The following is a 26,200-nucleotide window of genomic DNA, read 5'->3' as shown; positions in this document are numbered from 1 at the left end:
TTATTATTTCCATTTAGCAACTGGAGGTAACGACATCAATATACCTTCAACATTTCCACCAGTTTGTAAACCAAATTTGGTTCCTCTATCATATAATAAGTTAAACTCAGCGTATCTACCTCTTTTAATATACTGCATCTCCTTATCTTTTAAAGTCCATTTTTTTTTAACTTTATTTTCTATAATACTATTAAATATCATTTGAAAAGTAACTCCAACGTCTCTTACAAATTTAAAATCTTTTTCAAAGTTATCTTTTTTATAATCAAAAAAAATGCCACCTATTCCTCTTGCTTCATTCCTGTGTGGTAAAAAGAAATATTCATCACACCATTTTTTATATTTTTTATAATAATTTTTATTGTGACGATTACAAATTTTTTTTAAAGATTGATGAAATTTGTTTTTTTCTTTATCATCTTTAATAGCTGGAGTTACATCCATACCACCACCAAACCAATTTTGAGTAGTACAGATATATCTAGTATTAAAATGCATTGCTGGAATATGTGGATTTTGCATGTGCATTACAATTGAGATACCTGAGGCCCAAAATCTTGGATCTTTACTAGCTCCAGGAATATTTTTTTGAAATTTTTTTGGAAATTTTCCATAAACTTTTGAAAAATTTACACCTACTTTTTCGAAGATTTTTCCATTTTTAATAATTTTATATTCGCCACCACCTTCATCTTTACTCTTATTTCTTTGCCATGTTGTTGATTTAAATTTGATTTTATTTTTCTCTAATTTAACGATGTCATCACAAATAGCATTTTGCAAAAGCTTGAACCAATTACTTGTGATGTCTTTTTTTATTTCATTATCCATTTTACATTAACCCTGTTTGTCTTAAACTTTCTGCCAAAACAACTGCAACCGAGGATGCAATATTTAAAGATCTTGCATTTTCGTTCATCGGTATTTTTAGTTGGTCATTTATAGATTGATGAATTTTTTCAGGAACACCAGCACTTTCTCGACCAAACAATATTGTATCATCTTTTTTGAAATTAAACTTTGTATAAGATATTGATGCTTTTGTTGTCATTAAAATAACTCTTTGATTCTTTTTTGCCTCAAAGAAATGTTTTGAACTTTGATATAAATCAATTTTATCCCAATCCATGTAATCCATAACTACTCTTTTAAAACGTTTATCACTGAGATGAAAACCACATGGTTCAATAATTTCAAGTTTAGCACCTAAACAAGCGCATGTTCTAATTATTGCTGCTGTATTTTGAGGGATATCTGGTTCATACAATGCAATATTAGGTCTTTGGCTCATAATTATGTGTCATTCTTTCAGTAGAAAAAAAACTATTATCTTATAAGAAATCGTATATTAAGTAATTTTTTAACAATAATATTTAAAAAAATGACAGATAAAAAGCCTAAAAGAAGAGAATTTCTTTTCACTGCATCTTATGCAGTCGGAGCTGTTGGTGTTGGAGCGGTAGTTTGGCCATTAGTAGATCAAATGAATCCCGATGCATCAGTGAAAGCATTAGCGAGTACAGAAGTTGATGTAAGTTCAGTTAAACCTGGAAATACTATAACTGTGCTATGGAGAGGAAAACCAGTTTTTATTAGAAGAAGAACTGCTGGAGAAATTTCAGAAGCAAAATCTGTTAAAATGGAAGATCTAAAACATCCAGAAAAAGATGAGGATAGAGCTAAAGATCCTGAATGGTTAGTAATGCTTGGTGTTTGTACCCATTTAGGCTGTGTTCCATTAAATGATAAAGGTGATTACGATGGTTGGTTTTGCCCATGCCACGGTTCGCATTATGATACATCAGGTAGAATTAGAAAAGGTCCTGCACCTTTGAATATGGAAGTTCCAAAATACGAATTTGTTAATGCTAATACAATTAAAATTGGATAATTAATATTATGAGTGATCACGAATATACACCTACATCAAAAGTTGGAAAATGGTTTAATGATAGACTTCCACTTCTAACTTTAGCAAATCACTTAACAGATTATCCTACACCAAAAAATTTAAACTACTGGTGGACATTTGGAGGAATTTTAACTTTTTGTTTAATAACTCAGATTGTAACTGGTTTAACACTGGCTATGCACTACATAGCTCATGCTGATATGGCTTTTGAAAGTGTTGAGCATATCATGAGGGATGTAAATTATGGCTGGTTAATAAGATACATTCATGCAAATGGTGCATCGATGTTTTTTCTGGCAGTCTACATTCATATATTCAGATCTTTATTTTATGGATCTTACAAATCCCCTAGAGAAATTATTTGGATAATTGGAATAATCATTTATCTTTTAATGATGGCTGCTGCATTTATGGGATACGTATTACCATGGGGACAAATGAGTTTCTGGGGAGCAACAGTTATCACAAATTTATTTAGTGCAATACCGTTAGTGGGCGAGGGTATAGTTACTTGGTTATGGGGTGGCTATTCTGTAGATAATCCTACTTTAACAAGATTTTTTACACTTCATTATTTAATTCCTTTTTTAATTTTGGGATTAGTAGTTTTACACATTTGGGCGTTACATGTTCCGGGTAACAATAATCCTGTTGGAATTGATATAAAGAAACCTTCAAAAGATACAGTACCGTTTCATCCATACATAGTTATTAAAGATGGATTTGCATTATTGATGTTTATGATCGTTTTTGCTTTTTTTGTTTTTTATTCACCTAATATCTTGGGTCATGCTGATAATTATATTGAAGCTAATCCAATGGTAACTCCTGCTCATATTGTTCCTGAATGGTATCTATTACCTTTTTACGCGATTTTAAGATCTGTTCCTGACAAGTTGCTTGGAGTTGTAGCAATGCTCTCAGCTATTTTAATTTTAGCTGTACTACCATGGTTAGATACTTCAAAAATTAGATCTGCAGTATTTAGACCTTTATACAAACAGTTCTACTGGATACTTGTGGTCGATGTTCTGATTTTAGGATACATGGGAGCTATGCCAGCTGAAGGGCTTTACCTGTTGATTGCAAGAGTAGCTACGGCGTATTATTTTCTTCATTTTTTAGTAATTTTACCAGTTTTAGGATTTAAAGAAAAAACATTACCTATTCCATTAAGTATAACGCAGCCTGTTCTTGGAGGCTCTCCAAATTTGACAATGGCTAAAAATAAACAAAGTATAGATAAATAAAGTGAAGAATTTTATTAAATTATTTTCAATTCTAGTCTTATTTTTTTTTACAGTTACCCAATCACAATCAGCTGAAAAAGTTAATTACTTAAAAACTGATTGGAGTTTCAAGGGACTTTTTGGTAAATTTGATAGAGGTTCACTTCAAAGAGGTTATCAAGTTTACACAGAAGTATGTGCGTCTTGTCACTCAATGAAATATCTAAGCTACAGAAACTTAGGAGAAAAGGGTGGACCAGAATTTTCAGAAGCTGAAGTCAAAGCTATAGCAGCCTCATTTGAGGTAATAGATGGGCCAAATGCAGATGGTGAAATGTTTGAAAGACCAGCAAAATTGTCTGATAAATTTGTAATGCCATACGAAAATGTCAAAGCAGCTCAAGCAGCAAATGGTGGAGCATATCCACCTGACATGTCAGTTCTTGTTAAAGCTAGAGGTGGAGGAGTAGATTATATTTATTCTTTGCTTCAAGGTTATGAAGATGCACCAGCTGGAATGACTTTAGATGAAGGTGTTCATTACAACAAATATATGTATGGAAATAAAATTAGAATGTCTGCTCCACTTTCAGAAGATATAGTTGAATATGGCGATGGAACAAAAGCAACAGTTGAACAAATGTCAAAAGATGTGACAACATTTTTAATGTGGGCAGCAGAGCCACATTTAGAATCTAGACACCAAATGGGTTTTAAAGCGATTATTTATTTGATTATTTTAACTATCTTAGTTTATTTCAGTATGAAAAAAATATGGTCACGTGTTGAATTTGAAGTTTAATACATCACCATCTTTAACTATATAATCCTTACCCTCTAGTCTCATTTTTCCGTTAGTTTTTGAATTGACCCATCCATCATTTGCCACAAAATCTTCATAAGAGACTGTTTCTGCTCTTATAAAGCCTTTTTCAAAGTCAGTATGAATTTCACCAGCTGCCTTAGGAGCTGTACAGTTTTTTTGTATTGTCCATGCTCTTGTTTCTTCTGGACCAGATGTAAAATAGGTTTCTAGCTCCAAAATCTTATAACCTTTTTGAATTAGCATACTCAATCCAGTTTCTTTTAAGCCAATCATTTCCATATAGTTTTTTTTCTCTGAAGATTCCAGCTCATTGATTTGATTTTCTATATCAGCTGATACAATAAGAGTGTTTTCTTCACCAAATTTTTCTATAAAATCTTTTGTATATTGATTACCTTTTTGAACACTCTGCTCATCTACATTACATACAAATATTTTAGGTTTTATTGACAATAAACCACTCTGATTAAGTTGCTTACTCTCAAATTGAGATTTTAGAATAGAAATATCCTTGTCATTATTAATACAATCTAGCGCTACTTCTAATATCTTTAATTGTTCCTCATCGACATTTTTTTTATTACTTTTTTCTAACCTTTTTTGAATTGACTCCAAATCAGCTAACATCATTTCAGTTTCAATAATTTCTAAATCTCTGATGGGATCTACTGTTGGGTTAACATTTTGAATATCATCAGAGTCAAAACATCTAATCATGTGAATAATTGCATCCACTTCTCTAATATGTGATAAAAACTTATTACCCAAACCTTCACCTTTTGACGCGCCTTTTACTAGCCCAGCGATGTCCACAAATGAAATTGTGGTATTTATGATTTTTTTTGATTTTGAAACGTTAGATAGGTTGTTTAATCTTTCATCTGGAACTGGAACAACCCCAACATTTGGATCAATCGTGCAAAAAGGAAAATTAGCTGCTTGTGCCTTACTTGAGTTTGTTAACGCATTAAATAACGTAGATTTACCAACATTGGGCAAACCAACAATTCCACATTTAAAGCTCATTATTTGTTATTATTTACAGTACTAGAAAATAGATCTAATTTTTTTTCAACTAATATAGAAATCGAATCGTTGATATGATTTGAGATTTTTTCAATACCAGCTAACTCTTCCTCTTCAAAATTTTGAAGAACGAAATCACCAACTTCAATGTTTTCTTTTGGCTTACCTATTCCAATTCTCACTCTTGAGTAATCTTTACCTATAAATTTATCAATAGATGCAATCCCATTATGTCCTGCACTTGATCCGCCAAATTTTGCTTTAATCTTCCCAAATTCAACATCTAAATCATCATGAAAAACAATTACATCTTCTGCATCTATTTTAAAGTACTCAATAAGCTCTCTTATACAAATTCCAGAATTATTCATAAATGTTAGAGGTTTGATTGCATAGACTTTTTGATCACCAACATTTCCAGTTGTGAGTAGCCCTTTAAATTTGGGTTTTTGTTTTGATAATCCAAATTTTTTATTAATAGAGTCGATAATTTTAAATCCAACATTATGTCGATTATTTTCGCTATCTGGTGTTGGATTACCTAAGCCTACGAATAAAAGCATATTTTTTTAATGGATATTAAAATTTAACTTTGACAGTTTATTTATTTTCTTCAGCTGCTTTTTTATCGTCACCCTCTTTTTTTTCACCTTCAGCTGCTGGTTTATCACCTTCTGCTGCTGCTTCTGCTCCAGCTTCTCCTTCTGCAGCTTCTGCTTCAGCTGGTTTTTCAGGTTCCTTCATTACAGTAGGTGCGGCCAATGTTGCTATAACAAAGTCTCTTCCTTTAATTGTTGGAGTTACATCTGTTTCTAAATTAATAGACGATATTTTGAAACTTTCACCAATCTCAACGCCATCAAGATCAATTACTAAGTTTTCAGGAATTTTTTCACTTGGACATCTTAATTCTACTTTTCTTCTAACGATGTTCAAAACTCCACCTCTCTTCAAGCCTGGAGATTTTTCATGGTTAATAAATTGAACAGGCACTTCAATTCTTATTTTTACACCTGGAACCACTCTTAAAAAGTCTACATGAATAGGTTCATCTGAAATGATGTGATATTTAATTTCTCTTGGAAGAACGTTTTGAGGTTTTCCATCAACATTTAAAGTAACTACATTGGATAGGAAATTTTCTTTATCGATCAGAGACTTTAATAATTTTTTTGAAATTGAAACTGTTTCATTTTGTGCTTCACCACCATAAATTACAGCTGGCACACTACCATTATTTCTAAGCACACTAAGTTCACCCTTAGTTTTTGTGTTTCTAATGTTTGCGTCTAATGAAATCATAAAATCATGGGTTTTTAGCCCAAGTTCTTTAATAACTCAAGGTAATTATTTAAATAAATCTGAAACAGATGTTGAGTTAGATATTCTTTTGATTGCTTCTCCCATTAAGCCAGAAATTGGCAGAACCTCAATGTTTTTGGCACTCTTAATTTTATCATTATTGTCAATTGTATCGGTAATAACAAGATTCTTGATAACAGAATTTCTAATTTTTTTTACAGCCTCACCACTTAATACTCCATGTGTGATGTAAACATAAACTTCTTTCGCACCTCTATCTTTAAGCGCTTTTGCAGCGTTTACTATTGTTCCGCCTGAATCAATAATATCATCAACGATTACACAGGTTTTTCCTTTAACATCTCCTATCACATTCATTACTTGTGATTGACCCGGCTTTGGTCTTCTCTTATCAACAATTGCAAGTCCTACATTTAATAGTTTTCCTAAAGCTCTAGCTCTTTCAGTTCCACCCACATCTGGTGCAACACAAATAATATTTTTATTTTTAATTTTTTTCTTTGCGTGTCTTGCAAAAATTGGAGTTGCAAATAAGTTATCAACAGGAATGTCAAAAAAACCTTGAATTTGACCAGCATGTAAATCAACTGTTACCACTCTATCTGCACCCGCTTTAGTAATTAGATTTGACACAAGTTTTGCTGAAATAGAAGTTCTTGGAACAACTTTTCTATCTTGTCTTGCATATCCAAAGTACGGAATGACAGCTGTAATATTTTTTGCAGATGATCTTTTTAAAGCATCTATGCAAAGCAAAAGCTCCATTAGATTATCATTAGCAGGTGATGAAATTGACTGAATAATAAAAATACTGTTTCCTCTTATATTTTCATTAATCTCAACATAAATTTCACCATCAGAAAAATTTCTGATGCTAGAATTTACCAATTTAGATTTTAAATATTTTGCAATATTTTTACTAAGAGGCTTATTGCTGTTACCGGATAATAATTTCATTAAAAACCTAATTAAGCATAATTATTGATATATTTCTACCATAATCATCATGATTTAATTTTAAAGCTCTTCTTGCACTAAAAAATTTATTTGTTTTATCAAAAGTATCAACTCTTAAAATATCTATATTTTTAATCTTAATGGTTTTAAGCGATGCATATATATACTTAGTTAAATCAAAGTATAATCTATTTTTTTTATTCTTAAAAAATATATAATTTTTTTTATCTTTTTTAATAAACTTTCTTTTAAAATCTTGTTTAACTTCATAATTTTTTTGAGAAATAGATGGACCTATAGCAGCTGTAATATTTTCTAATTTACACCCTTTTTTGATCATAAACTTGATTACTTTAGCAATAATGCCTTTAAACGCTCCTTTCCACCCAGCGTGAATTGCAGCTATCATCTTCATTTTGTCATCATAAATTAGTATTGGAGCACAATCTGCAGTTAGAACGCCTATAGGAAAATTTTTTTTATTAGTAATTATAGCATCAACCTTAGGTTTCTCTTTATTGTCATATGCCTTATCAATGAAAACGAACTTATTGCTATGTATCTGATGAACTAAAAAAATATTTTGTGCTTTTTTACTAATTTTTTTTCTAACTATTTGTAGGTTTTTTTTGATATTTTTCTTATTATCTTTTGAGCCTGGACCACAGTTTAAACTTTTGTAAATATTTTTAGAGTGACCACCAACACTATTAAAAAAGCAATGTTTTAGGTCTTTTATTTTTGCTAATTTTTTTGATCTAATCAATTTCAAACCCTGTTTTGAATTTATTTTTTTTCTTTTTTATTAACATTACTTTAAATAGTTCGCCCATTTGTTTTTCATCAATAAGTCTTCTTATTCTATAAAATAAATCTGATTTTTCAGAAAAGGTTAAATTTTCACTTATAATCTCAGCTCTTTGAACTATTCCCATACTTGTCAAAAATTTCTTATGGTTACTAATTATAGAACTTAATTCATCGAATTGATTAGTAAATTTTTTAAATAAATCAAAGTTAATATTGTATGTTATGTCAGTTTCTCCAATATTTTCTAATATATTAGAATATTTGTGATTTTTGATAGCCTGCAAAGTTTCACGCATTTTAATATCCAAATACCCATAATCAATTATTAATATTCCACCATCATTTTTTTTTATTAAGTTACAAATATTTTTTAAATATTCAAATGAAGCTGGTGAGTATTCAATAATTTCTTGTTCTTTTGAAATAGCAAAATTTAAATTTTGCTCAATTTTTTTTATGTCAGCAGGCTTTTCTTTAAATTCAGATACCCCTTTTTCTTTGAAATTAACAAATCTTTCAACCCAACCTTCTTTTTTTTTAAAAAACTGCTTAATAGGAAGTGCATCAAAAAATTCATTAGCTAAAAAAATAGTTGGGTAGGAATTATTAGTATTTATATCTTCTATCCAAATTATTTTTTCAGACTTCAAACTTAATTGTTGTTTTTTTTTCAATAATTCACTTTTTTCATGAATTTGAAAATTACAGTTAAGAAAACATTCTGGAAAATTTTTTAATGTCTCAATTATAACCTTCATCATTTCTCCATTTCCAGCTCCAAATTCTAATAGGTTAAATTTTTTTGGTGATCCTAGACTTTTCCAAAAGGTCACTATCCAGATTGCTATAATTTCTGAAAAAACTCTTGTAATATTTGGGGCAGTAATAAAATCTCCTTCTTTTCCAAAAGGATTTTTTTTCATATAGTATCCATTAACTTTGTCGTAAAGAGCGAATTCTATAAATTGATCTAACGGTAAATCTCTATTATTTGTTTTCATTTTTAAGGTAAAAGATAGCCATTCCAATAGAAGCAAATACTAAACTAATTATTTGGCCCATAGTTAAACTCAAAATTAAATAACCTATTTGTTCATCTGGAACTCTAAAAAATTCAACAAGGAATCTAAATATAGAATAAAAAATTAAAAATAACCCTGAAATTAAACCAGGTTTGTTTAAATAGTTTTTATTTGTAAAATAAATTAATATTATAAACAAAATTAAGCCTTCTAAAATTGCTTCATATAATTGTGACGGGTGTCTGGATAAATTATCTACTTTAATAAAAATTACGGACCAAGGTACATCTGAAACTGTTCCATAAAGTTCTGAATTTATAAAATTAGCTAATCTACCAAAAAAAATTCCAACTGGAGCAACTAATGATACCTGGTCTAAATAAAAAAATGGATTTTGATTATTTTTTTTTGCAAAAATGTAACTTGAAATAATTATACCTAATAACCCTCCATGAAACGACATCCCACCTTGCCAAATTTTAAAAATATCTAAAAAATTATCTAAGTAATATGAAAAATTGTAAAATACGATGTAACCTATTCTTCCACCTAAAATTATTCCAATGATGAGGTAAGTAATATAGTCATCAAATTTTTCACTTATATCTGATTTTTTGATGAATATTTTTTTGCATAAGATCCAGCCAATTACAATTCCTAAAATGTAAGCTAATGAATACCATCTAATTTCAAATGACATGATTTGAAAAGCAACTGGGTCAAAATTATTGATGAACATTTTTAATATTACTTATAATGTATATCTTAAATATGAAAAATTCTAAATTTTTAATTGATAAACTTGGTAAACTCTTTGAGCAAGGTATTATTTCTTCAAAAGATCTTACTTCAGAACTATTTAATATTTTAAAATCTAAAAGAGATGAAATTGTTTTTAAGATGAAAATTGTTAGCAAAGACGAATTTGATGTATTATCTAAACGGGTCGAAAATTTAGAAAATAAAATAAAAAAATTAGAGATTAAGAAGAAAACTAAACGGGCAAAAAAATCTTAACACTTAGTCCGTTCATTTTAGATTCATCAAGAACGATATTTCCACCATGTGATCTAACGATATCTGATGCTATGGATAATCCAAGACCAACACTTGATTTTGAGTCTGCTCTTCCTTTATCTATTTTATAGAATGGCTTAAACACATTTTCATATTCTTTTTTGGGTATACCAGAACCATCATCATCGATTATAATTAGTATATTAGTATTTTCTTTACTCAGTTTTATTTGAACTTTATTCCCATATTTTAATGCATTATCAATTATATTATTTAAGCATCGGTTAATTAAATTTTTTCTACCATTAATGTAAATTCTAGGGAGTAAATTTTTTTGAATATTTTTATTATTATACTTAATAACAATTTCTTCTATCAATTCTGATAAGTTAAACATTTCATCTTTTTCAACATAAGATGAGCTTGTAAATTGAAGATATTCGTTAAGCATTTTTTCCATTTCGTTAATATCTTCTGCTAATTTTGTAGCTAAATCTTTATCTTTAATGAAAGCTATTTGCAGCTTCATCCTAGTGAGTGGTGTTCTTAAATCATGACTTATGCCAGATAGCATTTCAGTTCTTTGATTTAAATGTCGAAGTATTCTCTTTCTCATTTTATCAAATTCATGTCCTGCTTGTCTTATTTCTAGTGCTCCAGATGGTTTGAACTCTTCTATGTCCTTACCTTTACCAAATCTCTCTGCTGCTCGGGCAAGGTTAGTAATTGGTCTAGTTTGATTTTTTAAAAATATTAGAGAAATTATGACCATTATGACTGCAGGAACGGTAATCCAGAGTGCAAATATTCTTGCTGATGAACTAGTAACCCTATCTCTAGGTACTAAGAATTTAAAGTATCCATCTTGATATTTTATTCTTAAGTCAATTAATTCTTTATAACTGGTAGTATCAAACCAAAATTCTTCTGTACCAAAGCTTGATTTTAATTCTCGTCGAAGTGTTCTATCAATGGGACTAAACCATCTTTCAGTATATTTATTTTCTAAATTTTTATTTTTAACAAGTTCTATGTTAAGATCTATGAATAAAGAAAATAGATTTTTTAATTCGTCTTTATTTGTTTGTTCGTTGCCATAAACCTCAACAAACAAATTAATTTCATTAATTAATGCTCTGGTCATTCCTTTGTTAGTTTTAATCCAAAGACTGTCAAAAAATACTACTGTTATTACTAATTGAAGAACTAATACAGGTACTGCAACAATTAAAAGAGCTCTGTAAAATAATCTTTTAGGAAGTATATCTTTTAAAAAGTTACTCAATCCAGAGAACATATCCGGCACCTCTTATTGTCTGTAAAAATTTTGGATTCTTAGGATCTATTTCAATTTTTTTTCGCAATCTTGTGATAATTACGTCTATAGATCTCTCTTTATTAAGTTCAATTAACTGACCAATATCTTCCCTTGAAAATGTTTTGCCAGGATTATTAATCATTTTTTCTAAAATTATTTTTTCTGTATTATTAATTTTAAATTCTTTATCGTTCTTGTGTATCAAAAGTTTATTCAGATCTATTTTAACATTTGCAAATTCAATAATTCTGATCTGTTCAGTTTTTAAAGTTTTGTCTAAAATATTTTTAATTCTTAAAATTAGCTCTTTTGGCTCAAATGGTTTTGGCAAATAATCATCTGCTCCAGTCTCTAGACCCTCAACTCTTTCATTTGCCTCTCCTTTAGCAGTCAAAAGGATAATAGGGGTATCTAATTTTTTTTTATGATCTTTAATAAATTCTAACCCATTTTTTCCAGGCATCATTATATCTAAAATAATTAAATCAAATTTAATGATGCTAATTTTTTCTGATGCATCTTCAGCACTGTCCGCAGTTGTCACTAAAAAATTATTTTCATTTAAGTATTTTTTGACCAATGATCTTATTCCTTCATCATCGTCAACAACCAGGATATGAGCAATAAATTTATCCATTAATAATTTTACTTAATACATTATCAAAGTTAATCACTTCCTCTGAACTTGAATTAAGTAATGCGTTATAAATCCTTTTTTTTTGTAAATCGAAAATTTCATTAAATATTTTTTTTCCTTTTTCATTCAAAAAAACATGTTTTACTCTTGTATCTTGATCGTCTTTTTTAAAAATTATAACTTCTAATTTGATTAAATCTTTAAGCACTCTGTTTAGGCTTTGTTTTGTTATTTTTAATCGTTTTAATAGCTCGGAAATTGAAATACCTTGATACATCGATAACAGATGGATAACTTTATGATGAGCTAAACCAATAGAATATCTGTCTAATACCTTTTTTGCGTCTGAAAATGTTTCTCTGTAGCTTACAAATAATTTCTCAATTAAATCTTTTAGCTGTTCATCTTTTAAATATAAAAGTTCTTTCATTATAGGTAAGTTATATTGACATATTAAAGATACAAAGATAATTTTCACTTATAATTTAAAAAATTTCATACATGGTACCGTACGATAAAAGAACTGGAAAAATTTGGTATAATAGTGAGCTGGTTGATTGGGCTGACGCTAAGATACATGTTTTAAATCATGGACTTCACTATGCCAGTTGTGTTTTTGAAGGAGAGAGAGTTTATGATGGCTTAATATTTAAATTAGAGGAGCATACTTCAAGACTTTTTTATTCAGCAAAAAGAATGGGTATGACAATTCCTTATTCAGAAAAAGAAATCAATGATGCCTGTAATAAAATTATTTCAGTTCAAAATGTAGAAAATGGTTATGTAAGACCTACTATTTGGAGAGGAAGTGAAATGATGGCAATTTCTGCTCAACAAACAAAAATTCATGTTGCTATTGCTACTTGGGAATGGGGTTCCTATTTTGATCCAAAACTTAAAGTGGAAGGGATAAAACTAAATATTTCAAATTGGCGAAGACCTGCTCCAAATACAATTCCTTGGGATACAAAAGCTTCTGGTCTTTACATGATTTGTACTTTATCAAAACATGAAGCAGAGAAAGAAGGGTACACTGACTCTTTAATGTTAGATCACGATGGAAATGTTGCAGAAGCAACTGGCGCAAATATTTTTTTCAAAGATAAAAATGGAGAAATTCACACACCTATTCCAGATTCTTTTTTAGACGGAATAACAAGAAGAACAGTAATCGAGATAGCAAAATCCAAAGGTATAAAAGTTCATGAAAGAAAAATAAATCCATCAGAACTTTCAAGTTTTGTTGGATGCTTTCTAACTGGGACAGCTGCAGAAGTCACACCAGTTTCTTGTATTGCGGAAAATCAATTTAAAGTATGTGAAACTATAATTGATTTAAATGAAAGTTATCAAGCTTTGGTAAGAAAGAAAAAAGCCGCTTAATCTTTGTTGTCCTCTGATATCGCGTGATCTATTCCCTTACGCATGTAATCGTAACCAGTAAAAAGAGTTAAAAATGCTGAAAGCCAAAGAAGTATAATTCCAATTGTTTGAGCATTATAATCTTGAAAGTTTATAATCTTATTTCCTGTATCCCCTGAAAGTAAAAAAGCAATTGATACCATCTGCAAAACAGTTTTTAATTTTGCAAGATTTGATACTGGAAGTTTTATTTGTCCTTTAGCTAAAAACTCTCTTAAACCAGAAATTAATATTTCTCGGGTAAGAATAATTATTGCAGCAATAACTTCATAATGTCTAATGGTGCCATCCATTACTAATAAGATTAAAGCTGTGGCAACAATTATTTTATCTGCAATCGGGTCTAATAACTCTCCTAATTTAAACTCTTCCCCAAGCATACGTGCCAACATTCCATCTAAAAAATCAGTAAAAGATGCCACTATAAATAATATTAATGCAGTTAAATCCCCATAAAAACCAGGAAGATAAAAGGCCAAGACAAAGAAGGGGACAATTATTATCCGTCCAATTGTTAATATGTTTGGAATTTTTTTAAGCATAATTATTCGTGAAAGAAGTTATATATCTTTTTTGCAACTTTTTCCTCAACACCTTCTACAGACTTTATCTCATCAAAACTAGCAGACTCAACAGATCTTGCAGAACCAAAATGGTTTAATAATGCCCTTTTTCTAACAGCTCCAATTCCGTCTATTTGATCTAACAACGATTTTGATAATCCTTTTGCTCTTTTGGCTCTATGGGCGGTAATTGCAAATCTATGTGCTTCATCTCTAAGTCTTTGCATGAAGAATAAAGTTGGATCATTTTTTTCAAATTTGTAGCTTTTACCATTGTAGAAGAACGTCTCATCTCCACTATTTCTAAATTTACCTTTCGCAATAGCGATCATTGGAAGATCATGAAGACCCAATTCATCTAACACCTCCTTAGCTGAGGAATATTGTCCTTTTCCACCGTCAATTAGTATTAAGTCTGGTAATGTTAAGTAATTTCCTTTCTCTAAAATTGCTCTTTTAAATCTTCTAGATAACACCTCTTTAAGCATAGCAAAGTCATCTTGTTCTGCACCTTTAGTTTTAATATCAAATTTTCGATATCTTTTTTTGACAAAACCTTCATTACCAAAAGTAACCATAGCACCAACACTATTAGTTCCTGAAATATGACTGTTATCATAAACTTCAACAAGATTGATTACATTTTTTAAATCAAATTTTTTAGCAACCCCTTCAAACAAGTTTTTATTATTATTTGTTTCATAAAGTTTTCTGTTTAATGACTCTTTGGCATTTTTTTCTGCCATTGCCACAACTTTTGCCTTAGTACCTTTTTTAGCAGTATTGATTGAAATAGTATTTCCCTCTTTTTTACTTAAGGTTTCTTCTATTAGTTTCTTATCTTTTATATCACTGTTGATAATGACTAACTTAGGTACAGTTTTATTCTCATAAAATTGCATTAAGAATGAAGTCATAATTTCTGATACATCTTGATCAGGATCATGTTTAGGAAAGTAAGCTTGATTACCCCAATTTTGTTTTGATCTATAAAAAAAAACCTGAATACAAGCTTTACCAGACTCTTTATATCCAGCAATTACATCAGCATCAACTAGGTTAGCTTCATTAATTCTTTGAGAGGATTGAATTATATTTAGAGATTTTATTCTATCTCTAAAAATTGAAGCTTTTTCAAAATCAAGTTCATCACTTGCCGTTTCCATTTCTTTAGAAAGATTTTTTTGTATATCTCTTGATTTGCCTGATACGAACAGAATTGCTTGGTCTACAGTTTTTTTATATTCATCTTTATCTATGTAACCCACACAAGGACCTGAGCATCTCTTTATTTGATAAAGTATACATGGTCTTTTTCTATTTTTAAAAGTTCCATCATCGCAAACTCTCAATTGAAATATTTTTTGGAGCATTTTAATAGTCCAATTAGCAGTTCCCGCAGATGCAAAAGGACCAAAGTAAAACCCTTCTTTTTCTTTTTTACCCCTATGTTTCATAACCCTTGGCCACTGTTCTTTTTCACCAATGAATATAAAAGGAAATGACTTATCGTCTTTAAGTAAAATATTAAACTTTGGTTTATGTTTTTTGATTAAATTAGCCTCTAAAAGTAAAGCTTCACTCTCATTTGCTGTAGTTGTGATCTCTAATTTAAAGGTTTGAGATAACATTCTTTCTGTTCGAATGATGTGATTTTTTTCAGCCACATAACTTTTTAATCTATTGGGAAGATTTTTAGCTTTACCAACATAAAGAATATCATCTTTATGATTTAGCATTCTATAAACACCAGGGCTTTTAGGAATTAGAGGAAGTTCTTTTTTAATTACTTCTTTTCCAAGTTCAGAGCTTTTCATGACTTCTTTTTTTGGTAATTTGAATACCAACAGAGGTACATTCTTTTAATATCTCTAGTTTTTCTATTTGAAGCATTATTTTACCAATACGTTTATCTTTAAATAAGACATCAAAAACATCTTCTGCAAGTGTCTCTAAAAAATTATAATGCTTATTTTTAGTAAGTTTTTTGATTAATTTTACAACTTGTCCATAATTAACAATAGATTTGATATCTTTATCGCTTGTTGGTTTTTTATCTTCATAATCAATCTCTAAGCTGAATTTTACTTTTTGAGGTTTTTCTTTTTCAAAATCGTAGTAACCAAGTTTTAAATCCAAAGTTAATTCTTTAATTAGAATTTTCTTTTCGTAATTAAATAAACTTTTATTTTTATCTATTTTTACAACTTTTAAATTATTTTTTTTCATTCTTTACCTATTACATCTGGTGTTTGCCAATTTAAGTTTTGACCACTGTCAATCGCTAAAACTTGCCCTGTAATAGAGCTGTTTTTAATAAAAAAGTCAACAGCATTACAAATTTCATTCACATCTACTTGTTTTTTTAAAGGTGTTGCTAAGTATTGCTTTTTAAAATGTTTTTCAGTTTGTCTTTGGTTTTTTATAGTTGGTCCTGGAGCAATTCCATTAACTCTAATTTTTGGAGCAAAGTTCATGGCACTTGTTTTGGTTAAAGTATAAAGACCAGTTTTGCTTATCGTATAAGAAAAGAAATAAGGAGTAAGCTTGAATACTCTTTGATCTATAATGTTTATAATATTGTTATTTTTACCTTTAATGTTTTTAGAAAACTCTTTAGACAATAAAGCAGGTGTTCTCAAATTTGTTCTTAAGTGCCTACCCCAGCTATCAGTAGTAAAGTCATCTAATTTATCATTTTCAAATAATGAAGCATTGTTAATTAGGCAATCAAAATATTTCAATTTAGATTTTGCAAATTTAACTATTTTATTTACATCCGTTTCTTTACTTAAATCCCCCTTAACCAAATAAATTTTAGTACCATTTTTTTCTAATTCTTTTTTTAAAGCTTCAGCTTTTGATTTGGATTTATTGTAATGGATTAATATTTCTTTTTTTGGACCAGATAATTTTCTTGCAATAGCAGCACCAATTCTGGTTGCTCCACCAGTAATAATTATTTTGTTTGCTTCCATTTTTTTTTGCCCTTTTGTGCTCTTGTACCTGGAAGACCCATTGTTGATCTACCTTTTGGATATATTTTATTTTTTGAACTATATTTTTTTACTTTAGGATTTAAAGTAATTTCTAGTTCAGATGCTTCAAGTTTTCTTATTTCATCTCTAATTTTAGCTGCTTCCTCAAACTCTAAGTTGGTTGCAGACTCTTTCATTCTTTTGTTAAGGGCTTTTAGATGTTTCTTAAGATTGCCACCAATATTCTCATCGGTTCCAACTTTTACATAGTCTTTTTCATAAACACTCTCAAGAACATCCCCAATTCCTTTTTGGACACTTTTTGCAGTGATGTTATGTTTTTTATTATAAGCTACTTGAATAGTTCTACGTCTATCTGTTTCTTTGATTGCATTTTTGATACTTTTTGTTTCTTTATCAGCATAAAGAATAACTTTACCTTCAAGATTTCTTGCAGCTCTTCCAATAGTTTGAACTAGAGAAGTTTCAGATCTTAAAAACCCTTCTTTATCCGCATCTAGAATACCAACCAAAGCACATTCTGGAATATCAAGTCCTTCTCTAAGCAAGTTAATTCCAACTAGAACATCAAACACTCCAAGCCTTAGATCTCTCATGATCTCAATTCTTTCTAAAGTATCAATATCAGAGTGCATATATCTAACTTTGATGCCATTTTCATGAAGATATTCAGTCAGATCTTCAGCCATCTTTTTTGTTAAAGTAGTAACTAATACTCTAAAGTTATTGTTAATTACTTTTACACACTCGTGCATTAAATCATCTACTTGGTTTTTAGCTGGTCTAATCTCAACAGGTGGATCAATTAATCCAGTTGGTCTAATGATTTGCTCCACAAATTTATTTTTTGTTTGTTTTAGTTCCCAAGGTCCAGGTGTAGCTGATACAAAAACAGTTTGTGTTCTCATTGCATCCCATTCTTCAAATTTAAGAGGTCTATTGTCCATACAAGAAGGTAGTCTAAAACCATATTCTGCTAAATTACTTTTTCTAGATCTATCACCTTTGTACATCCCATTTAATTGAGGAACTGTTACATGGCATTCATCAACAAAAATTAAAGTATTATCTGGAAAATATTCAAATAAGGTAGGAGGTGGTTCTCCTGGTTTTCTGCCTGATAAAAATCTAGAGTAGTTTTCAATACCAGCACAAGATCCAGTTGCTTCAATCATTTCTAAATCAAATTTAGTTCTTTCTTCTAATCTTTGTGCTTCAAGTAATTTATTTTGTTCTTTAAATTTTTTTAATGTTGCTTCCAACTCTCTTTTAATTTTAATTATTGCTTGTTCAATCGTTGGTTTTGGGGTGATGTAGTGACTATTTGCATAAACTTTTATTACATTAAGTTCATTTACTAAGTCTCCTGTTAATGGATCAAACTCTTCTATCTTTTCTAATTTATCTCCAAATAAACTTAATCTCCAAGCACGGTCTTCTAAGTGAGATGGAAAAATTTCAAGGTATTCACCACGTGCCCTAAAAGTCCCTCTATAAAAGTTTTGATCATTTCTTTTATATTGAAGTGCTACTAAAGATTTAATTAATTCTTCTCTGTTATAATCATAATTAGTTTTTAAGCTTAAAGTCATCTTACTGTAAGCTTCAACAGAACCTAAACCATAGATACAAGAAACACTTGAAACAATAATGACATCATCACGCTCAAGAAGTGATCTTGTTGCTGAGTGACGCATTCGATCAATTTGCTCATTAATTGACGCTTCTTTTTCAATATAAGTGTCTGATCGTGGAACGTATGCTTCAGGAGTATAATAGTCATAGTAGGACACAAAATATTCAACAGCATTATCAGGGAAGAAAGTTTTCATTTCTCCATATAGCTGCGCTGCTAATGTTTTGTTGGGTGCAAGAATAAGCGCTGGTCTATTTGTTTTTTCAATAACTTGAGCCATTGTAAAAGTTTTTCCAGATCCAGTTACACCAAGTAGAACCTGGCTAAGTTGATCCTTGTTAGCACCATTTACCAACTGTTTTATAGCCTCAGGTTGATCTCCTGCGGGCTTAAAATCAGTTTTCATTTGAAACTTTTTTCCACCCTCTAGTTTAGGGCTTATTGCAGGATTTTTATTCTGCACAGCTGTAATTAGATCTTGATAAGTGTTCTGCATTATTTATAAAACTATTAGATTAAAATTATATTTCAATGAGCATAATATCAGACAGTTTAAAAAAGATTAAACCATCACCAACGATTGCTGTAACTCAAAAAGCAAGAGAATTAAAGGCTGCTGGTAAAGATGTAATAGGACTTGGTGCAGGAGAGCCTGATTTTGATACACCAGATAATATCAAACAAGCTGCAATTAAAGCCATTAATGACGGAGACACTAAATATACTGCAGTTGATGGAACACCAGCTTTAAAACAGGCAATCGTAGAAAAATTTAAAAAAGAAAATAATTTAGATTACACAACTGATCAAGTTACAGTTGGAGCAGGAGGAAAGCATGTAATCTATAATGCAATGATGGCAACTCTTAATGAAGGAGATGAGGTTATTGTTCCAGCTCCTTATTGGGTTTCTTATCCCGATATGGTTTTGTTAGCAGGTGGAACTCCAATTATTTTAGAGTGTAATGAAAAACAAGGATTTAAAATTAATCCAGCTGAATTAGAAAAATCTATAACTCCAAAAACTAAATGGATTATACTAAACTCACCTTCAAATCCAACAGGTGCTTGTTATACAGAAGAAGATATTAGAGAGATTGCAAAAATTTTAGAAAAACATCCTAATGTTCATATTTTAAGTGATGATATTTATGAGCACGTTACTTATGAAGGTTTTAAATTTTTCACCATTGCTCAAATTGATAGTTTAAAAGAGAGAGTGTTAACTATGAATGGTGTAAGTAAAGCTTATTCAATGACTGGTTGGAGAATAGGATATGCAGCTGGTCCAAAAGATATCATCAAAGCAATTGCTAAAATTCAATCACAATCAACAACTAACCCATCTTCAATTAGTCAAGCAGCCGCAGTTGAAGCATTAGTTGGAACTCAAGATTTTATAAAAGAAAGAGCGACTTCTTTTCAAGAGAGAAGAGACTTTGTTGTTAAAGCATTAAATGAAATTAATGGAATTGAATGTTTAAATCCTGATGGTGCATTTTATGTTTTTCCAAGCTGCAAAGGTTTAATGGGTAAAAAAGATTCAAATGGAAATGAATTGAAAACTGACACTGATTTTGTTCAATCTTTATTAGAGAACAGTGGTATAGCAGTTGTACAAGGTTCTGCGTTTGGCTTAGAAGGTTTCTTTAGAATTTCTTATGCCACTTCAATGGAAAACCTTAAAAAAGCTTTAGAGAAAATTTCTTCTTTTTGTAAAAGTCTAAACTAAACCAAGTCTAATTACAGAATTTCCAGCATCTACAATACTATCTTTTGCAGGTTTAAATTTCATACCCAGTAAATCTTCGGAATATGAAGTATCTGTCTGCATTAGAATTCCTAGTTCCGGCACCATAAGTTTTGCGGAAGAGTCTAGGTAACTAATTAGCTTTAGCATAAAGTTTGGCATTTCTTTTTTTGGTAGTTTTTTTGCATACTTTGGAAATGCTTCTTGCATAATTTTAGAAATCTCAAGCATTTTTTTAACTTCTGAACCAATTAACAAACGTCTGCCATTTACTTTAGAATTTTTTAATGAAAGTACATGTGCTTTTGCTACATCTTTTACATCAGAAATTAATATTCCGAAATTTGGGGCCATTGGATATTTTCCTTTAAGGAAAAGTTGAACATATTTAGTTGATGTATTTTCTTTATCATCTAATGCATCACCATTAACACCACCTGGATTAATTACTGTTAATTTATCTTTCAATCCTTTGCTTTCCATTAATTCCCAGGCAACTTTTTCAGCTTTAGTTTTAGATATAATATAATCGTTAGAACCACTCCATTCAGTATCTGACCAATCATTTTCTCCGACATTGTAAGGGTTGGTTCTATTGGGTCTTTTAAACATTGCAGCTATTGATGATGTTAGAACTATCTTTTCAACATTAGCCTCTATACCCGCATTTAAAACTCTCAAAGTCCCCCCTTTAGCAGCTGGAACTAAAGCTTCTCTATTTCTTGAACTTTTCATGGGATAAGGAGAAGCAGTATGTATAATATATTTACAGTCTTTAGCAGCATCATTCCAACCTTCATCTTTTAAAAGATCCAATTCAACAAATGATAATTTATCTGTTGAAACATATTCACTTATAGTTTTTTTTGTTTTCTCTAATGAATTTTGACTTCTAACAGTTCCCAAAACTTCATATCCAGAATTTAATAATTCAATTGCTATATGTTTCGCTATCCAGCCACTTATTCCAGTGAGCAATACTTTATCAGTCATTTTGTTTTCCCTTTATTTGTATTAAGTTTTAATAGTTCTTATCAGTGAGATAAAAATTTTTCAGCTTCAAGCGCAGCCATACAACCCATCCCCGCAGCTGTAACGGCTTGTCTAAAAGTTTTGTCTTTTACATCACCTGCAGCATAAACTCCAGGGACATTAGTTTCTGTAGAATCGGGTTTAGTTAATAAATAACCTTCTTTATCCATATCTAATTGTTCTTTAAATAATGCTGTTGCTGGGTCATGACCAATTGCAATAAATAGACCATCAATTTTCATTTCTTCTACATTATTAGTCTTTAGATTTTTAACTTTGATACCTGTAACATTTTTAGGTTCACCGTCACCAATAACTTCATCGACAGCACTATCCCAAATAATTTCAATTTTTTTATTTTCCATTAATTTCTTTTGAAGCATCTTTTCAGCTCTTAATTCATCTCTTCTATGGATAAGTTTTACCTTTGATGCAAATTTTGTAAGAAACATTGCTTCTTCGACAGCAGCATTACCACCACCAACAACTGCTACAACTTTTTCTTTAAAGAAAAAACCATCACATGTAGCACAAGCAGAAACACCAAAACCTCTAAATTTTTGCTCAGATTCTAAATTCAACCATCTTGCTTGGGCACCAGTTGAAATAATTATACTATCTGCAGTATATTTTTGACCACTATCACCAACTGCTTCAAAGGGTGTAGATTTTAAATTTACTGATGAGATATGATCCTCAATCATTTCTGTTCCAACAGCTTTAGCTTGATCCCTCATTTGATCCATTAACCATGGACCCTGAATTACATCTGAAAAACCTGGATAATTTTCAACATCAGTAGTTGTTGTTAATTGTCCACCAGGTGCAGAACCATAAACTAAAACAGGATTTAACATCGCTCGAGCAGCATAAACAGCTGCAGTGTATCCGGCTGGACCGGATCCAATTATTAACACTTTTGTGTGTTTTGTTGGATTATCACTCATACAAAAGTTATATAGGGATAAATGGCAAAATTAAAAGGGATATTATTGACCGAAGGTATGCATGGCATGATCAGCCAAGTGGAAGGTTTGGCTAAAGCCTTAGATATAGATTTTACACACCACAAGGTTGAACTAAACCATTTATGGAAATTCATTCCACCAAATCTTAGTCCAGTTTCACAAAATGTATTTAAAAAAATTGATCATGATGATTTTGATGTGATTATCTCATGTGGGCGTAAAAGTGTTATTCCTTCAATTCATTTAAAAAATACAGCCAATAAAAAAGTATTTAATATTCACATTCAAGATCCAAAAGTAGATTTAAATAATTTTGATTTTATTGTTGCCCCAGAACATGATGCAATACAAGGTCAAAATGTTATTAGCACAAGGGGCGCTATTCATTATCTTACTGAAAACGAGATTAGTGAAAATAAAGATTATTTGAATTCATTTATTAAGAAGGATGAAAGAAAGATCTGGACTTTAATATTAGGTGGTCCAACAAAGTACTATGATTACTCAACCAAAAATATGAAACATATTTTTACATCTCTATACAAATTATTAAAAAAATATGATTTTCAGCTTGTGGTAATTCCATCGATGAGAACACCAATAAATACTATCCATTATGCTAGAGAATTTTTTGGAGATAATCACACAATTATAATGGATGTTGATAAAAAAGCCTATTTATCAGCTTTAGCATTATCTGAAAATATTATTGTTACATGCGATTCTAGCTCAATGATTTCTGAAGCAGCCTTAACTGGTAAGCCAATTTATATTGCCAGCATTTTGCCTAGAAAAAATGATAAAAGATTTCAAAGTTTTAGAAATTTATTTAGGGAATTAAATATAACTAGAAATTTAGGTGAAGAAGTAGAAAATTGGACCTATGAAAAGCTAGATGAAACAAATAGAGTGGCAAATATTATCAAACAAAAAATTAATTCTTAATGTCACTTTTAGATTCAATTCAAAGCCAATCAAAAAAACATAAATTTCCATTTGACCATTGGGAGTATAACAATGCTTTATCTGATGGTGCAATTGAAGAAATTGTTAAAGCTGACATACCAGATGTAAGTAAGCATAATCTTAATTATGATGGAACTAGAGCAATCGATGGTGGTGCAGCTGAATTTAGAGAGGGGATAGCTTCAGGAGGGGAGGCAATTAAATTTAGATGTTTTGTAACTAAAGAAAATCAAAATCAATTTCCAAATCTCGTAAAATTTATAAACGAACTTCAATCTAAAGAAGTTCATCAAACTATTTCAAAAATGATTAATAAAGATTTGACTAATTCATACGTTAGAGTTGAGGTAATTTGTGACCGAGAAGGATTTTGGTTAAAGCCTCACTGTGATATTAAAGAAAAACTTATGTCTGGCTTAATATTTGTGAATAATGCTAACGAATCTGAGGAACTTGGAACAGATTTTTATAATGAAAAATTAGAAAAGGTTAAAACAGTTCCTTACAAAAATAATTATGGTTACATGTTTACTAGTGGGCCAAATACCTGGCACGGTATGGAAAAGAAAACAATAGTCAAAGAAAGACGTTGTATTCAAGTAAATTATGTTACCTTTGAAACTGACTGGAAAGTTTTATAATTAAATTAAAGTTCTTTATTTGCTGTCAATATTTTATTAACTTTAATAAAGGCTCTCCATCCATCGGAGTTAAGAATATCTTTTTCATATTTTTTTTTTATTAAATCAAATGATGAGTTTAATCTAGGTAATTCAATAACATCACAACTATTATTCTCAGCAATATCAATAGCTTTATTTGCAAGCTGCAGATAAACTTTTTTTTCCAAAACAGGACTTGATGAAATTAAATTTTCCACAACCAAACATTTAGAAAATTCTTTTTTAGCATTTTTGGAAAAGCCATTGTTTATAATGTCTTGCATTGAATAAATTAGTAAACCAACATTGTAAGAAGAATCGTTTTTTGCAACCAAGATACCGTTCGAGTCTTGTTTTAAAACTAATCTAATATAACTTTTTAATCTATCTAATCCCCAAGAAGGAAACTCTTCAGCTAATAATGGTAAAATACCCATTAAGCTTAAGTCACTATCTTGAAATCTAAAAATATCGATACCTGGTAGATTGTTTGTATTATTCGTACTATGCACACTTTGTACTTATCTCAAATTTAAAAGAACTATTTGATCTGGATCAATAACAATTTATACTTTAATTATATATTTTGGTATGCAGTCCGCACAATTAAACAAAGAATTTAACGAAAAGAGTAGATGCTCAGAGTGCAATATCAGGCCATACTCATTTTGTCGATGTTTACAGGAAGATAAGCTTAAAGAATTTTCAAATATTTCATCAGAGAAAAAATTTCAAAATAAAACAAACATTTTTTTACAGCAAGATGATGCTAAAAATATTTATAATATTACAGAAGGAAATGTTAAAATTTATCAATTAATTGATGATGGTCGTATTCAGATAATTGGTTTTCTCTATCCTGGAGATTTTTTTGGTTCTTATAAAAATGGAAAATATAATTATTGTGCAGAAGCTATTGGTGATGCTCGTGTATGTGTGTTTGAACAAAAAAAACTAGATGAGTACATTGATAAAAATATGGTCCTTGCAAAAGAACTTTTAAATCAAACATCTCACGAATTAACACTTGCTCAAGACAGAATGGGTGTTTTAGGCAAATTAGATGCAACAGAACGACTTGCTAAGTTTTTGATGAATATATCAGAGCAAAGAAAAAGAATTGGCTGGCAAAATAATCCGATAAGTTTACCAATGACCAGACAAGATATAGCTGATTACCTAGGATTAACAATTGAAACAGTTAGTAGGGAAGTTTCTAAATTAAAAACTTCAAACATAGTTAAAGTCTTATCTTCTAAGCAAATCTATATTAACGATTTCGATAAATTATCTAATCTTTCAAAATAAATTAAATAGCCTCAGTATTTAACTGAGACTATTCAAAATATTATTGCCTGCTAGTAATTGGTATTTCTTCAACATGTTTTGGCAAAGGTTTTTCTTCTGTCAACTTAACTGATAACAAACCTTTTTCCAACATTGCTTCTTTGACTTTTACATCTTTTCCAATAATGAAACTGGCACAGACATTTTCTTTTTCAACACCTTTGTAAAGATATTCTTTATCATCTTTTTCAATTTTATTATTTGAAGTAGATTTAATTAAAAGAACATTATCCTCAACACTGACTTTGACATTTTTTTTATCAATACCAGGTAATGCAACTTCAATATTGTAGTCTTGCTTTCCTACCTTTGTAATATTGTAGTCGCATCTGTTAGTTTCAAAAGCATCCATTTCTCTATGATGAATATCTTCAAAATGTTTAAACATATCATCAAAACCAACTGAAAAAGGTTTTAATGAGTCTATGATTGATAGTGATTTCATGTTTCTCCTTTCTATTAATTTAAAATAACAAAAGTTGAAAAAAAAAAATTTGGTTTAAATCAAAATTATTAATTATTGATTTTGATCAAAACCAATCTTTATTGATGCATATCAGTACAAAAATTAATTAGAGAAATATATTTGTAATGAAAGGAGTAATAATGAACTACATGTTAACTAACAGGCCTTATCACGGTAAGGCTAATATTGCGATTGCAATGATGTTCATTGCATTTGCAGTTATGTTGTTTGCTGTTTATATGCCAGAATTTACTTCTAATCTTAAGGCAGGAGTAGGTGGTACTGGTTTAGATTACAATCAAATACCATAATA

31 protein-coding genes are annotated in these 26,200 nt (G+C 30.0%); 10 read left to right on the top strand and 21 right to left on the bottom strand.

The genetic code is table 11. The features are described from left to right. Window positions 1-3: 3 nt before the first annotated feature. Window positions 4-831 carry an oxygen-dependent coproporphyrinogen oxidase gene (gene hemF / locus ACIJYF_RS06040; RefSeq protein WP_435116047.1) on the bottom strand — a complete coding sequence of 276 codons (828 nt, stop codon included), beginning with the start codon at window positions 829-831 and terminating at the stop codon, window positions 4-6. Window position 832: 1 nt separating this feature from the next. Beyond that, entirely contained in the window at window positions 833-1,291 is a 459-nt protein-coding gene (locus tag ACIJYF_RS06035; protein WP_435116045.1) for a tRNA (cytidine(34)-2'-O)-methyltransferase, read from the bottom strand. Between the two features lie 90 nt (window positions 1,292-1,381). Here ACIJYF_RS06035 and petA point away from each other — a divergent pair, with 90 nt between their 5' ends. From petA to ACIJYF_RS06020, 3 genes are read left to right on the top strand one after another with little or no spacing between them, the layout of a single operon-like run. After that, complete coding sequence (petA, locus tag ACIJYF_RS06030) at window positions 1,382-1,891, top strand: ubiquinol-cytochrome c reductase iron-sulfur subunit (RefSeq protein ID WP_435116043.1); 510 nt, start codon at window positions 1,382-1,384, stop codon at window positions 1,889-1,891. Window positions 1,892-1,899: 8 nt separating this feature from the next. Further along, window positions 1,900-3,162 (top strand): cytochrome b, encoded by a 1,263-nt coding sequence (locus ACIJYF_RS06025; protein ID WP_435116041.1) that lies wholly within the window; start codon window positions 1,900-1,902, stop codon window positions 3,160-3,162. 1 nt (window position 3,163) lies between these two features. After that, window positions 3,164-3,943, top strand: a complete 780-nt coding sequence (locus ACIJYF_RS06020; RefSeq protein WP_435116039.1) for a cytochrome c1 — start codon at window positions 3,164-3,166, stop codon at window positions 3,941-3,943. Here the strand turns inward: ACIJYF_RS06020 and ychF are convergent. Genes ychF through lgt form a run of 7 tightly spaced genes read right to left on the bottom strand, consistent with a single transcriptional unit; the run spans window position 3,920 to window position 9,844 of the window. Continuing rightward, entirely contained in the window at window positions 3,920-4,993 is a 1,074-nt protein-coding gene (gene ychF / locus ACIJYF_RS06015; protein WP_435116037.1) for a redox-regulated ATPase YchF, read from the bottom strand. The genes ACIJYF_RS06020 and ychF overlap by 24 nt on opposite strands. Beyond that, entirely contained in the window at window positions 4,993-5,556 is a 564-nt protein-coding gene (gene pth / locus ACIJYF_RS06010; RefSeq protein ID WP_435116035.1) for an aminoacyl-tRNA hydrolase, read from the bottom strand. Before pth ends, ychF begins: the two co-directional genes overlap by 1 nt. A gap of 37 nt (window positions 5,557-5,593) precedes the next feature. Next, window positions 5,594-6,295 (bottom strand): 50S ribosomal protein L25/general stress protein Ctc, encoded by a 702-nt coding sequence (locus ACIJYF_RS06005; protein ID WP_435116033.1) that lies wholly within the window; start codon window positions 6,293-6,295, stop codon window positions 5,594-5,596. A gap of 45 nt (window positions 6,296-6,340) precedes the next feature. Continuing rightward, window positions 6,341-7,273 (bottom strand): ribose-phosphate pyrophosphokinase, encoded by a 933-nt coding sequence (locus ACIJYF_RS06000; RefSeq protein WP_435116031.1) that lies wholly within the window; start codon window positions 7,271-7,273, stop codon window positions 6,341-6,343. 7 nt (window positions 7,274-7,280) lie between these two features. Continuing rightward, window positions 7,281-8,039, bottom strand: coding sequence for a peptidoglycan editing factor PgeF (gene pgeF, locus ACIJYF_RS05995; RefSeq protein WP_435116029.1), 759 nt, complete (start codon window positions 8,037-8,039; stop codon window positions 7,281-7,283). After that, window positions 8,032-9,084 carry an SAM-dependent methyltransferase gene (locus ACIJYF_RS05990; RefSeq protein WP_435116027.1) on the bottom strand — a complete coding sequence of 351 codons (1,053 nt, stop codon included), beginning with the start codon at window positions 9,082-9,084 and terminating at the stop codon, window positions 8,032-8,034. Before ACIJYF_RS05990 ends, pgeF begins: the two co-directional genes overlap by 8 nt. Beyond that, window positions 9,071-9,844: a prolipoprotein diacylglyceryl transferase gene (gene lgt, locus ACIJYF_RS05985; RefSeq protein ID WP_435116025.1), complete on the bottom strand. Its 774-nt coding sequence runs from the start codon at window positions 9,842-9,844 to the stop codon at window positions 9,071-9,073. Before lgt ends, ACIJYF_RS05990 begins: the two co-directional genes overlap by 14 nt. Window positions 9,845-9,876: 32 nt before the next feature. Between lgt and ACIJYF_RS05980 the strand changes: the two genes are divergently transcribed. Next, entirely contained in the window at window positions 9,877-10,122 is a 246-nt protein-coding gene (locus ACIJYF_RS05980) for a hypothetical protein (RefSeq protein ID WP_435116023.1), read from the top strand. Here the strand turns inward: ACIJYF_RS05980 and ACIJYF_RS05975 are convergent. Genes ACIJYF_RS05975 through ACIJYF_RS05965 form a run of 3 tightly spaced genes read right to left on the bottom strand, consistent with a single transcriptional unit; the run spans window position 10,100 to window position 12,507 of the window. Beyond that, window positions 10,100-11,419, bottom strand: coding sequence for a sensor histidine kinase (locus ACIJYF_RS05975; RefSeq protein ID WP_435116021.1), 1,320 nt, complete (start codon window positions 11,417-11,419; stop codon window positions 10,100-10,102). The genes ACIJYF_RS05980 and ACIJYF_RS05975 overlap by 23 nt on opposite strands. Further along, window positions 11,400-12,077, bottom strand: coding sequence for a response regulator (locus tag ACIJYF_RS05970; RefSeq protein ID WP_435116019.1), 678 nt, complete (start codon window positions 12,075-12,077; stop codon window positions 11,400-11,402). Before ACIJYF_RS05970 ends, ACIJYF_RS05975 begins: the two co-directional genes overlap by 20 nt. Beyond that, window positions 12,070-12,507: a MarR family winged helix-turn-helix transcriptional regulator gene (locus tag ACIJYF_RS05965; RefSeq protein WP_435116017.1), complete on the bottom strand. Its 438-nt coding sequence runs from the start codon at window positions 12,505-12,507 to the stop codon at window positions 12,070-12,072. The genes ACIJYF_RS05970 and ACIJYF_RS05965 overlap by 8 nt, the downstream gene beginning before the upstream one ends. Before the next feature lie 71 nt (window positions 12,508-12,578). On the opposite strand from ACIJYF_RS05965, the gene ACIJYF_RS05960 reads away from it, so the two are divergent. Next, window positions 12,579-13,460 (top strand): branched-chain amino acid aminotransferase, encoded by an 882-nt coding sequence (locus ACIJYF_RS05960; protein WP_435116015.1) that lies wholly within the window; start codon window positions 12,579-12,581, stop codon window positions 13,458-13,460. Here the strand turns inward: ACIJYF_RS05960 and pgsA are convergent. From pgsA to uvrB, 5 genes are read right to left on the bottom strand one after another with little or no spacing between them, the layout of a single operon-like run. Next, on the bottom strand, window positions 13,457-14,041 hold the full coding sequence (pgsA, locus tag ACIJYF_RS05955; RefSeq protein ID WP_435116013.1) for a CDP-diacylglycerol--glycerol-3-phosphate 3-phosphatidyltransferase: 585 nt from the start codon (window positions 14,039-14,041) through the stop codon (window positions 13,457-13,459). The two genes, ACIJYF_RS05960 and pgsA, sit on opposite strands and share 4 nt — an antisense overlap. A 2-nt stretch (window positions 14,042-14,043) precedes the next feature. Next, window positions 14,044-15,879 (bottom strand): excinuclease ABC subunit UvrC, encoded by a 1,836-nt coding sequence (gene uvrC, locus ACIJYF_RS05950; protein WP_435116011.1) that lies wholly within the window; start codon window positions 15,877-15,879, stop codon window positions 14,044-14,046. Further along, on the bottom strand, window positions 15,866-16,291 hold the full coding sequence (locus ACIJYF_RS05945) for a dihydroneopterin aldolase (protein ID WP_435116009.1): 426 nt from the start codon (window positions 16,289-16,291) through the stop codon (window positions 15,866-15,868). Before ACIJYF_RS05945 ends, uvrC begins: the two co-directional genes overlap by 14 nt. Then, window positions 16,288-17,040: an SDR family oxidoreductase gene (locus ACIJYF_RS05940; protein WP_435116007.1), complete on the bottom strand. Its 753-nt coding sequence runs from the start codon at window positions 17,038-17,040 to the stop codon at window positions 16,288-16,290. The genes ACIJYF_RS05945 and ACIJYF_RS05940 overlap by 4 nt, the downstream gene beginning before the upstream one ends. Continuing rightward, window positions 17,022-19,193 carry an excinuclease ABC subunit UvrB gene (gene uvrB, locus ACIJYF_RS05935; protein ID WP_435116005.1) on the bottom strand — a complete coding sequence of 724 codons (2,172 nt, stop codon included), beginning with the start codon at window positions 19,191-19,193 and terminating at the stop codon, window positions 17,022-17,024. Before uvrB ends, ACIJYF_RS05940 begins: the two co-directional genes overlap by 19 nt. A gap of 35 nt (window positions 19,194-19,228) precedes the next feature. Between uvrB and ACIJYF_RS05930 the strand changes: the two genes are divergently transcribed. Beyond that, window positions 19,229-20,428 (top strand): pyridoxal phosphate-dependent aminotransferase, encoded by a 1,200-nt coding sequence (locus ACIJYF_RS05930; protein ID WP_435116003.1) that lies wholly within the window; start codon window positions 19,229-19,231, stop codon window positions 20,426-20,428. Here the strand turns inward: ACIJYF_RS05930 and ACIJYF_RS05925 are convergent. Continuing rightward, window positions 20,420-21,439, bottom strand: coding sequence for an NAD-dependent epimerase/dehydratase family protein (locus ACIJYF_RS05925; RefSeq protein WP_435116001.1), 1,020 nt, complete (start codon window positions 21,437-21,439; stop codon window positions 20,420-20,422). The two genes, ACIJYF_RS05930 and ACIJYF_RS05925, sit on opposite strands and share 9 nt — an antisense overlap. 41 nt (window positions 21,440-21,480) lie before the next feature. Further along, entirely contained in the window at window positions 21,481-22,425 is a 945-nt protein-coding gene (trxB, locus tag ACIJYF_RS05920) for a thioredoxin-disulfide reductase (protein WP_023648030.1), read from the bottom strand. Window positions 22,426-22,446: 21 nt separating this feature from the next. Here trxB and ACIJYF_RS05915 point away from each other — a divergent pair, with 21 nt between their 5' ends. Both ACIJYF_RS05915 and ACIJYF_RS05910 read left to right on the top strand, forming a co-directional pair. Next, a complete protein-coding gene (locus ACIJYF_RS05915) occupies window positions 22,447-23,391 on the top strand; it encodes a mitochondrial fission ELM1 family protein (protein ID WP_435115999.1) in 945 nt (314 codons plus the stop codon). Continuing rightward, entirely contained in the window at window positions 23,391-24,053 is a 663-nt protein-coding gene (locus ACIJYF_RS05910) for a hypothetical protein (protein WP_435115997.1), read from the top strand. The genes ACIJYF_RS05915 and ACIJYF_RS05910 overlap by 1 nt, the downstream gene beginning before the upstream one ends. A 5-nt stretch (window positions 24,054-24,058) precedes the next feature. Here the strand turns inward: ACIJYF_RS05910 and ACIJYF_RS05905 are convergent, their stop codons facing one another. After that, window positions 24,059-24,586, bottom strand: a complete 528-nt coding sequence (locus ACIJYF_RS05905) for a hypothetical protein (protein WP_435115995.1) — start codon at window positions 24,584-24,586, stop codon at window positions 24,059-24,061. 79 nt (window positions 24,587-24,665) lie between these two features. On the opposite strand from ACIJYF_RS05905, the gene ACIJYF_RS05900 reads away from it, so the two are divergent. Continuing rightward, a complete protein-coding gene (locus ACIJYF_RS05900) occupies window positions 24,666-25,382 on the top strand; it encodes a Crp/Fnr family transcriptional regulator (protein ID WP_435115993.1) in 717 nt (238 codons plus the stop codon). Window positions 25,383-25,422: 40 nt separating this feature from the next. On the opposite strand, the gene ACIJYF_RS05895 is transcribed toward ACIJYF_RS05900, so the two are convergent. After that, window positions 25,423-25,866: an Hsp20 family protein gene (locus tag ACIJYF_RS05895; protein ID WP_435115991.1), complete on the bottom strand. Its 444-nt coding sequence runs from the start codon at window positions 25,864-25,866 to the stop codon at window positions 25,423-25,425. A 161-nt stretch (window positions 25,867-26,027) separates the two neighbouring features. Between ACIJYF_RS05895 and ACIJYF_RS05890 the strand changes: the two genes are divergently transcribed. After that, on the top strand, window positions 26,028-26,198 hold the full coding sequence (locus ACIJYF_RS05890; protein ID WP_435115989.1) for a hypothetical protein: 171 nt from the start codon (window positions 26,028-26,030) through the stop codon (window positions 26,196-26,198). Window positions 26,199-26,200 lie beyond the last annotated feature (2 nt).

It is taken from the genome of Candidatus Pelagibacter bacterium nBUS_49 (assembly GCF_051200925.1).
Classification (GTDB): Bacteria; Pseudomonadota; Alphaproteobacteria; order Pelagibacterales; family Pelagibacteraceae; genus Pelagibacter.
Note: the sequence above shows the minus strand (reverse complement) of the source record. Positions and strands in the feature narration are given on the sequence as shown.

Bases quoted from the DNA above. Each gene is read 5' to 3' on its own strand.
- hemF (WP_435116047.1), bottom strand. From the start codon at position 831: ATGGATAATGAAATAAAAAAAGACATCACAAGTAATTGGTTCAAGCTT.
- ACIJYF_RS06035 (WP_435116045.1), bottom strand. From the start codon at position 1,291: ATGAGCCAAAGACCTAATATTGCATTGTATGAACCAGATATCCCTCAA.
- petA (WP_435116043.1), top strand. From the start codon at position 1,382: ATGACAGATAAAAAGCCTAAAAGAAGAGAATTTCTTTTCACTGCATCT.
- ACIJYF_RS06025 (WP_435116041.1), top strand. From the start codon at position 1,900: ATGAGTGATCACGAATATACACCTACATCAAAAGTTGGAAAATGGTTT.
- ychF (WP_435116037.1), bottom strand. From the start codon at position 4,993: ATGAGCTTTAAATGTGGAATTGTTGGTTTGCCCAATGTTGGTAAATCT.
- pth (WP_435116035.1), bottom strand. From the start codon at position 5,556: ATGCTTTTATTCGTAGGCTTAGGTAATCCAACACCAGATAGCGAAAAT.
- ACIJYF_RS06005 (WP_435116033.1), bottom strand. From the start codon at position 6,295: ATGATTTCATTAGACGCAAACATTAGAAACACAAAAACTAAGGGTGAA.
- ACIJYF_RS06000 (WP_435116031.1), bottom strand. From the start codon at position 7,273: ATGAAATTATTATCCGGTAACAGCAATAAGCCTCTTAGTAAAAATATT.
- ACIJYF_RS05990 (WP_435116027.1), bottom strand. From the start codon at position 9,084: ATGAAAACAAATAATAGAGATTTACCGTTAGATCAATTTATAGAATTC.
- lgt (WP_435116025.1), bottom strand. From the start codon at position 9,844: ATGTTCATCAATAATTTTGACCCAGTTGCTTTTCAAATCATGTCATTT.
- ACIJYF_RS05980 (WP_435116023.1), top strand. From the start codon at position 9,877: ATGAAAAATTCTAAATTTTTAATTGATAAACTTGGTAAACTCTTTGAG.
- ACIJYF_RS05975 (WP_435116021.1), bottom strand. From the start codon at position 11,419: ATGTTCTCTGGATTGAGTAACTTTTTAAAAGATATACTTCCTAAAAGA.
- ACIJYF_RS05970 (WP_435116019.1), bottom strand. From the start codon at position 12,077: ATGGATAAATTTATTGCTCATATCCTGGTTGTTGACGATGATGAAGGA.
- ACIJYF_RS05965 (WP_435116017.1), bottom strand. From the start codon at position 12,507: ATGAAAGAACTTTTATATTTAAAAGATGAACAGCTAAAAGATTTAATT.
- ACIJYF_RS05960 (WP_435116015.1), top strand. From the start codon at position 12,579: ATGGTACCGTACGATAAAAGAACTGGAAAAATTTGGTATAATAGTGAG.
- pgsA (WP_435116013.1), bottom strand. From the start codon at position 14,041: ATGCTTAAAAAAATTCCAAACATATTAACAATTGGACGGATAATAATT.
- uvrC (WP_435116011.1), bottom strand. From the start codon at position 15,879: ATGAAAAGCTCTGAACTTGGAAAAGAAGTAATTAAAAAAGAACTTCCT.
- ACIJYF_RS05945 (WP_435116009.1), bottom strand. From the start codon at position 16,291: ATGAAAAAAAATAATTTAAAAGTTGTAAAAATAGATAAAAATAAAAGT.
- ACIJYF_RS05940 (WP_435116007.1), bottom strand. From the start codon at position 17,040: ATGGAAGCAAACAAAATAATTATTACTGGTGGAGCAACCAGAATTGGT.
- uvrB (WP_435116005.1), bottom strand. From the start codon at position 19,193: ATGCAGAACACTTATCAAGATCTAATTACAGCTGTGCAGAATAAAAAT.
- ACIJYF_RS05930 (WP_435116003.1), top strand. From the start codon at position 19,229: ATGAGCATAATATCAGACAGTTTAAAAAAGATTAAACCATCACCAACG.
- ACIJYF_RS05925 (WP_435116001.1), bottom strand. From the start codon at position 21,439: ATGACTGATAAAGTATTGCTCACTGGAATAAGTGGCTGGATAGCGAAA.
- trxB (WP_023648030.1), bottom strand. From the start codon at position 22,425: ATGAGTGATAATCCAACAAAACACACAAAAGTGTTAATAATTGGATCC.
- ACIJYF_RS05915 (WP_435115999.1), top strand. From the start codon at position 22,447: ATGGCAAAATTAAAAGGGATATTATTGACCGAAGGTATGCATGGCATG.
- ACIJYF_RS05910 (WP_435115997.1), top strand. From the start codon at position 23,391: ATGTCACTTTTAGATTCAATTCAAAGCCAATCAAAAAAACATAAATTT.
- ACIJYF_RS05900 (WP_435115993.1), top strand. From the start codon at position 24,666: ATGCAGTCCGCACAATTAAACAAAGAATTTAACGAAAAGAGTAGATGC.
- ACIJYF_RS05895 (WP_435115991.1), bottom strand. From the start codon at position 25,866: ATGAAATCACTATCAATCATAGACTCATTAAAACCTTTTTCAGTTGGT.
- ACIJYF_RS05890 (WP_435115989.1), top strand. From the start codon at position 26,028: ATGAACTACATGTTAACTAACAGGCCTTATCACGGTAAGGCTAATATT.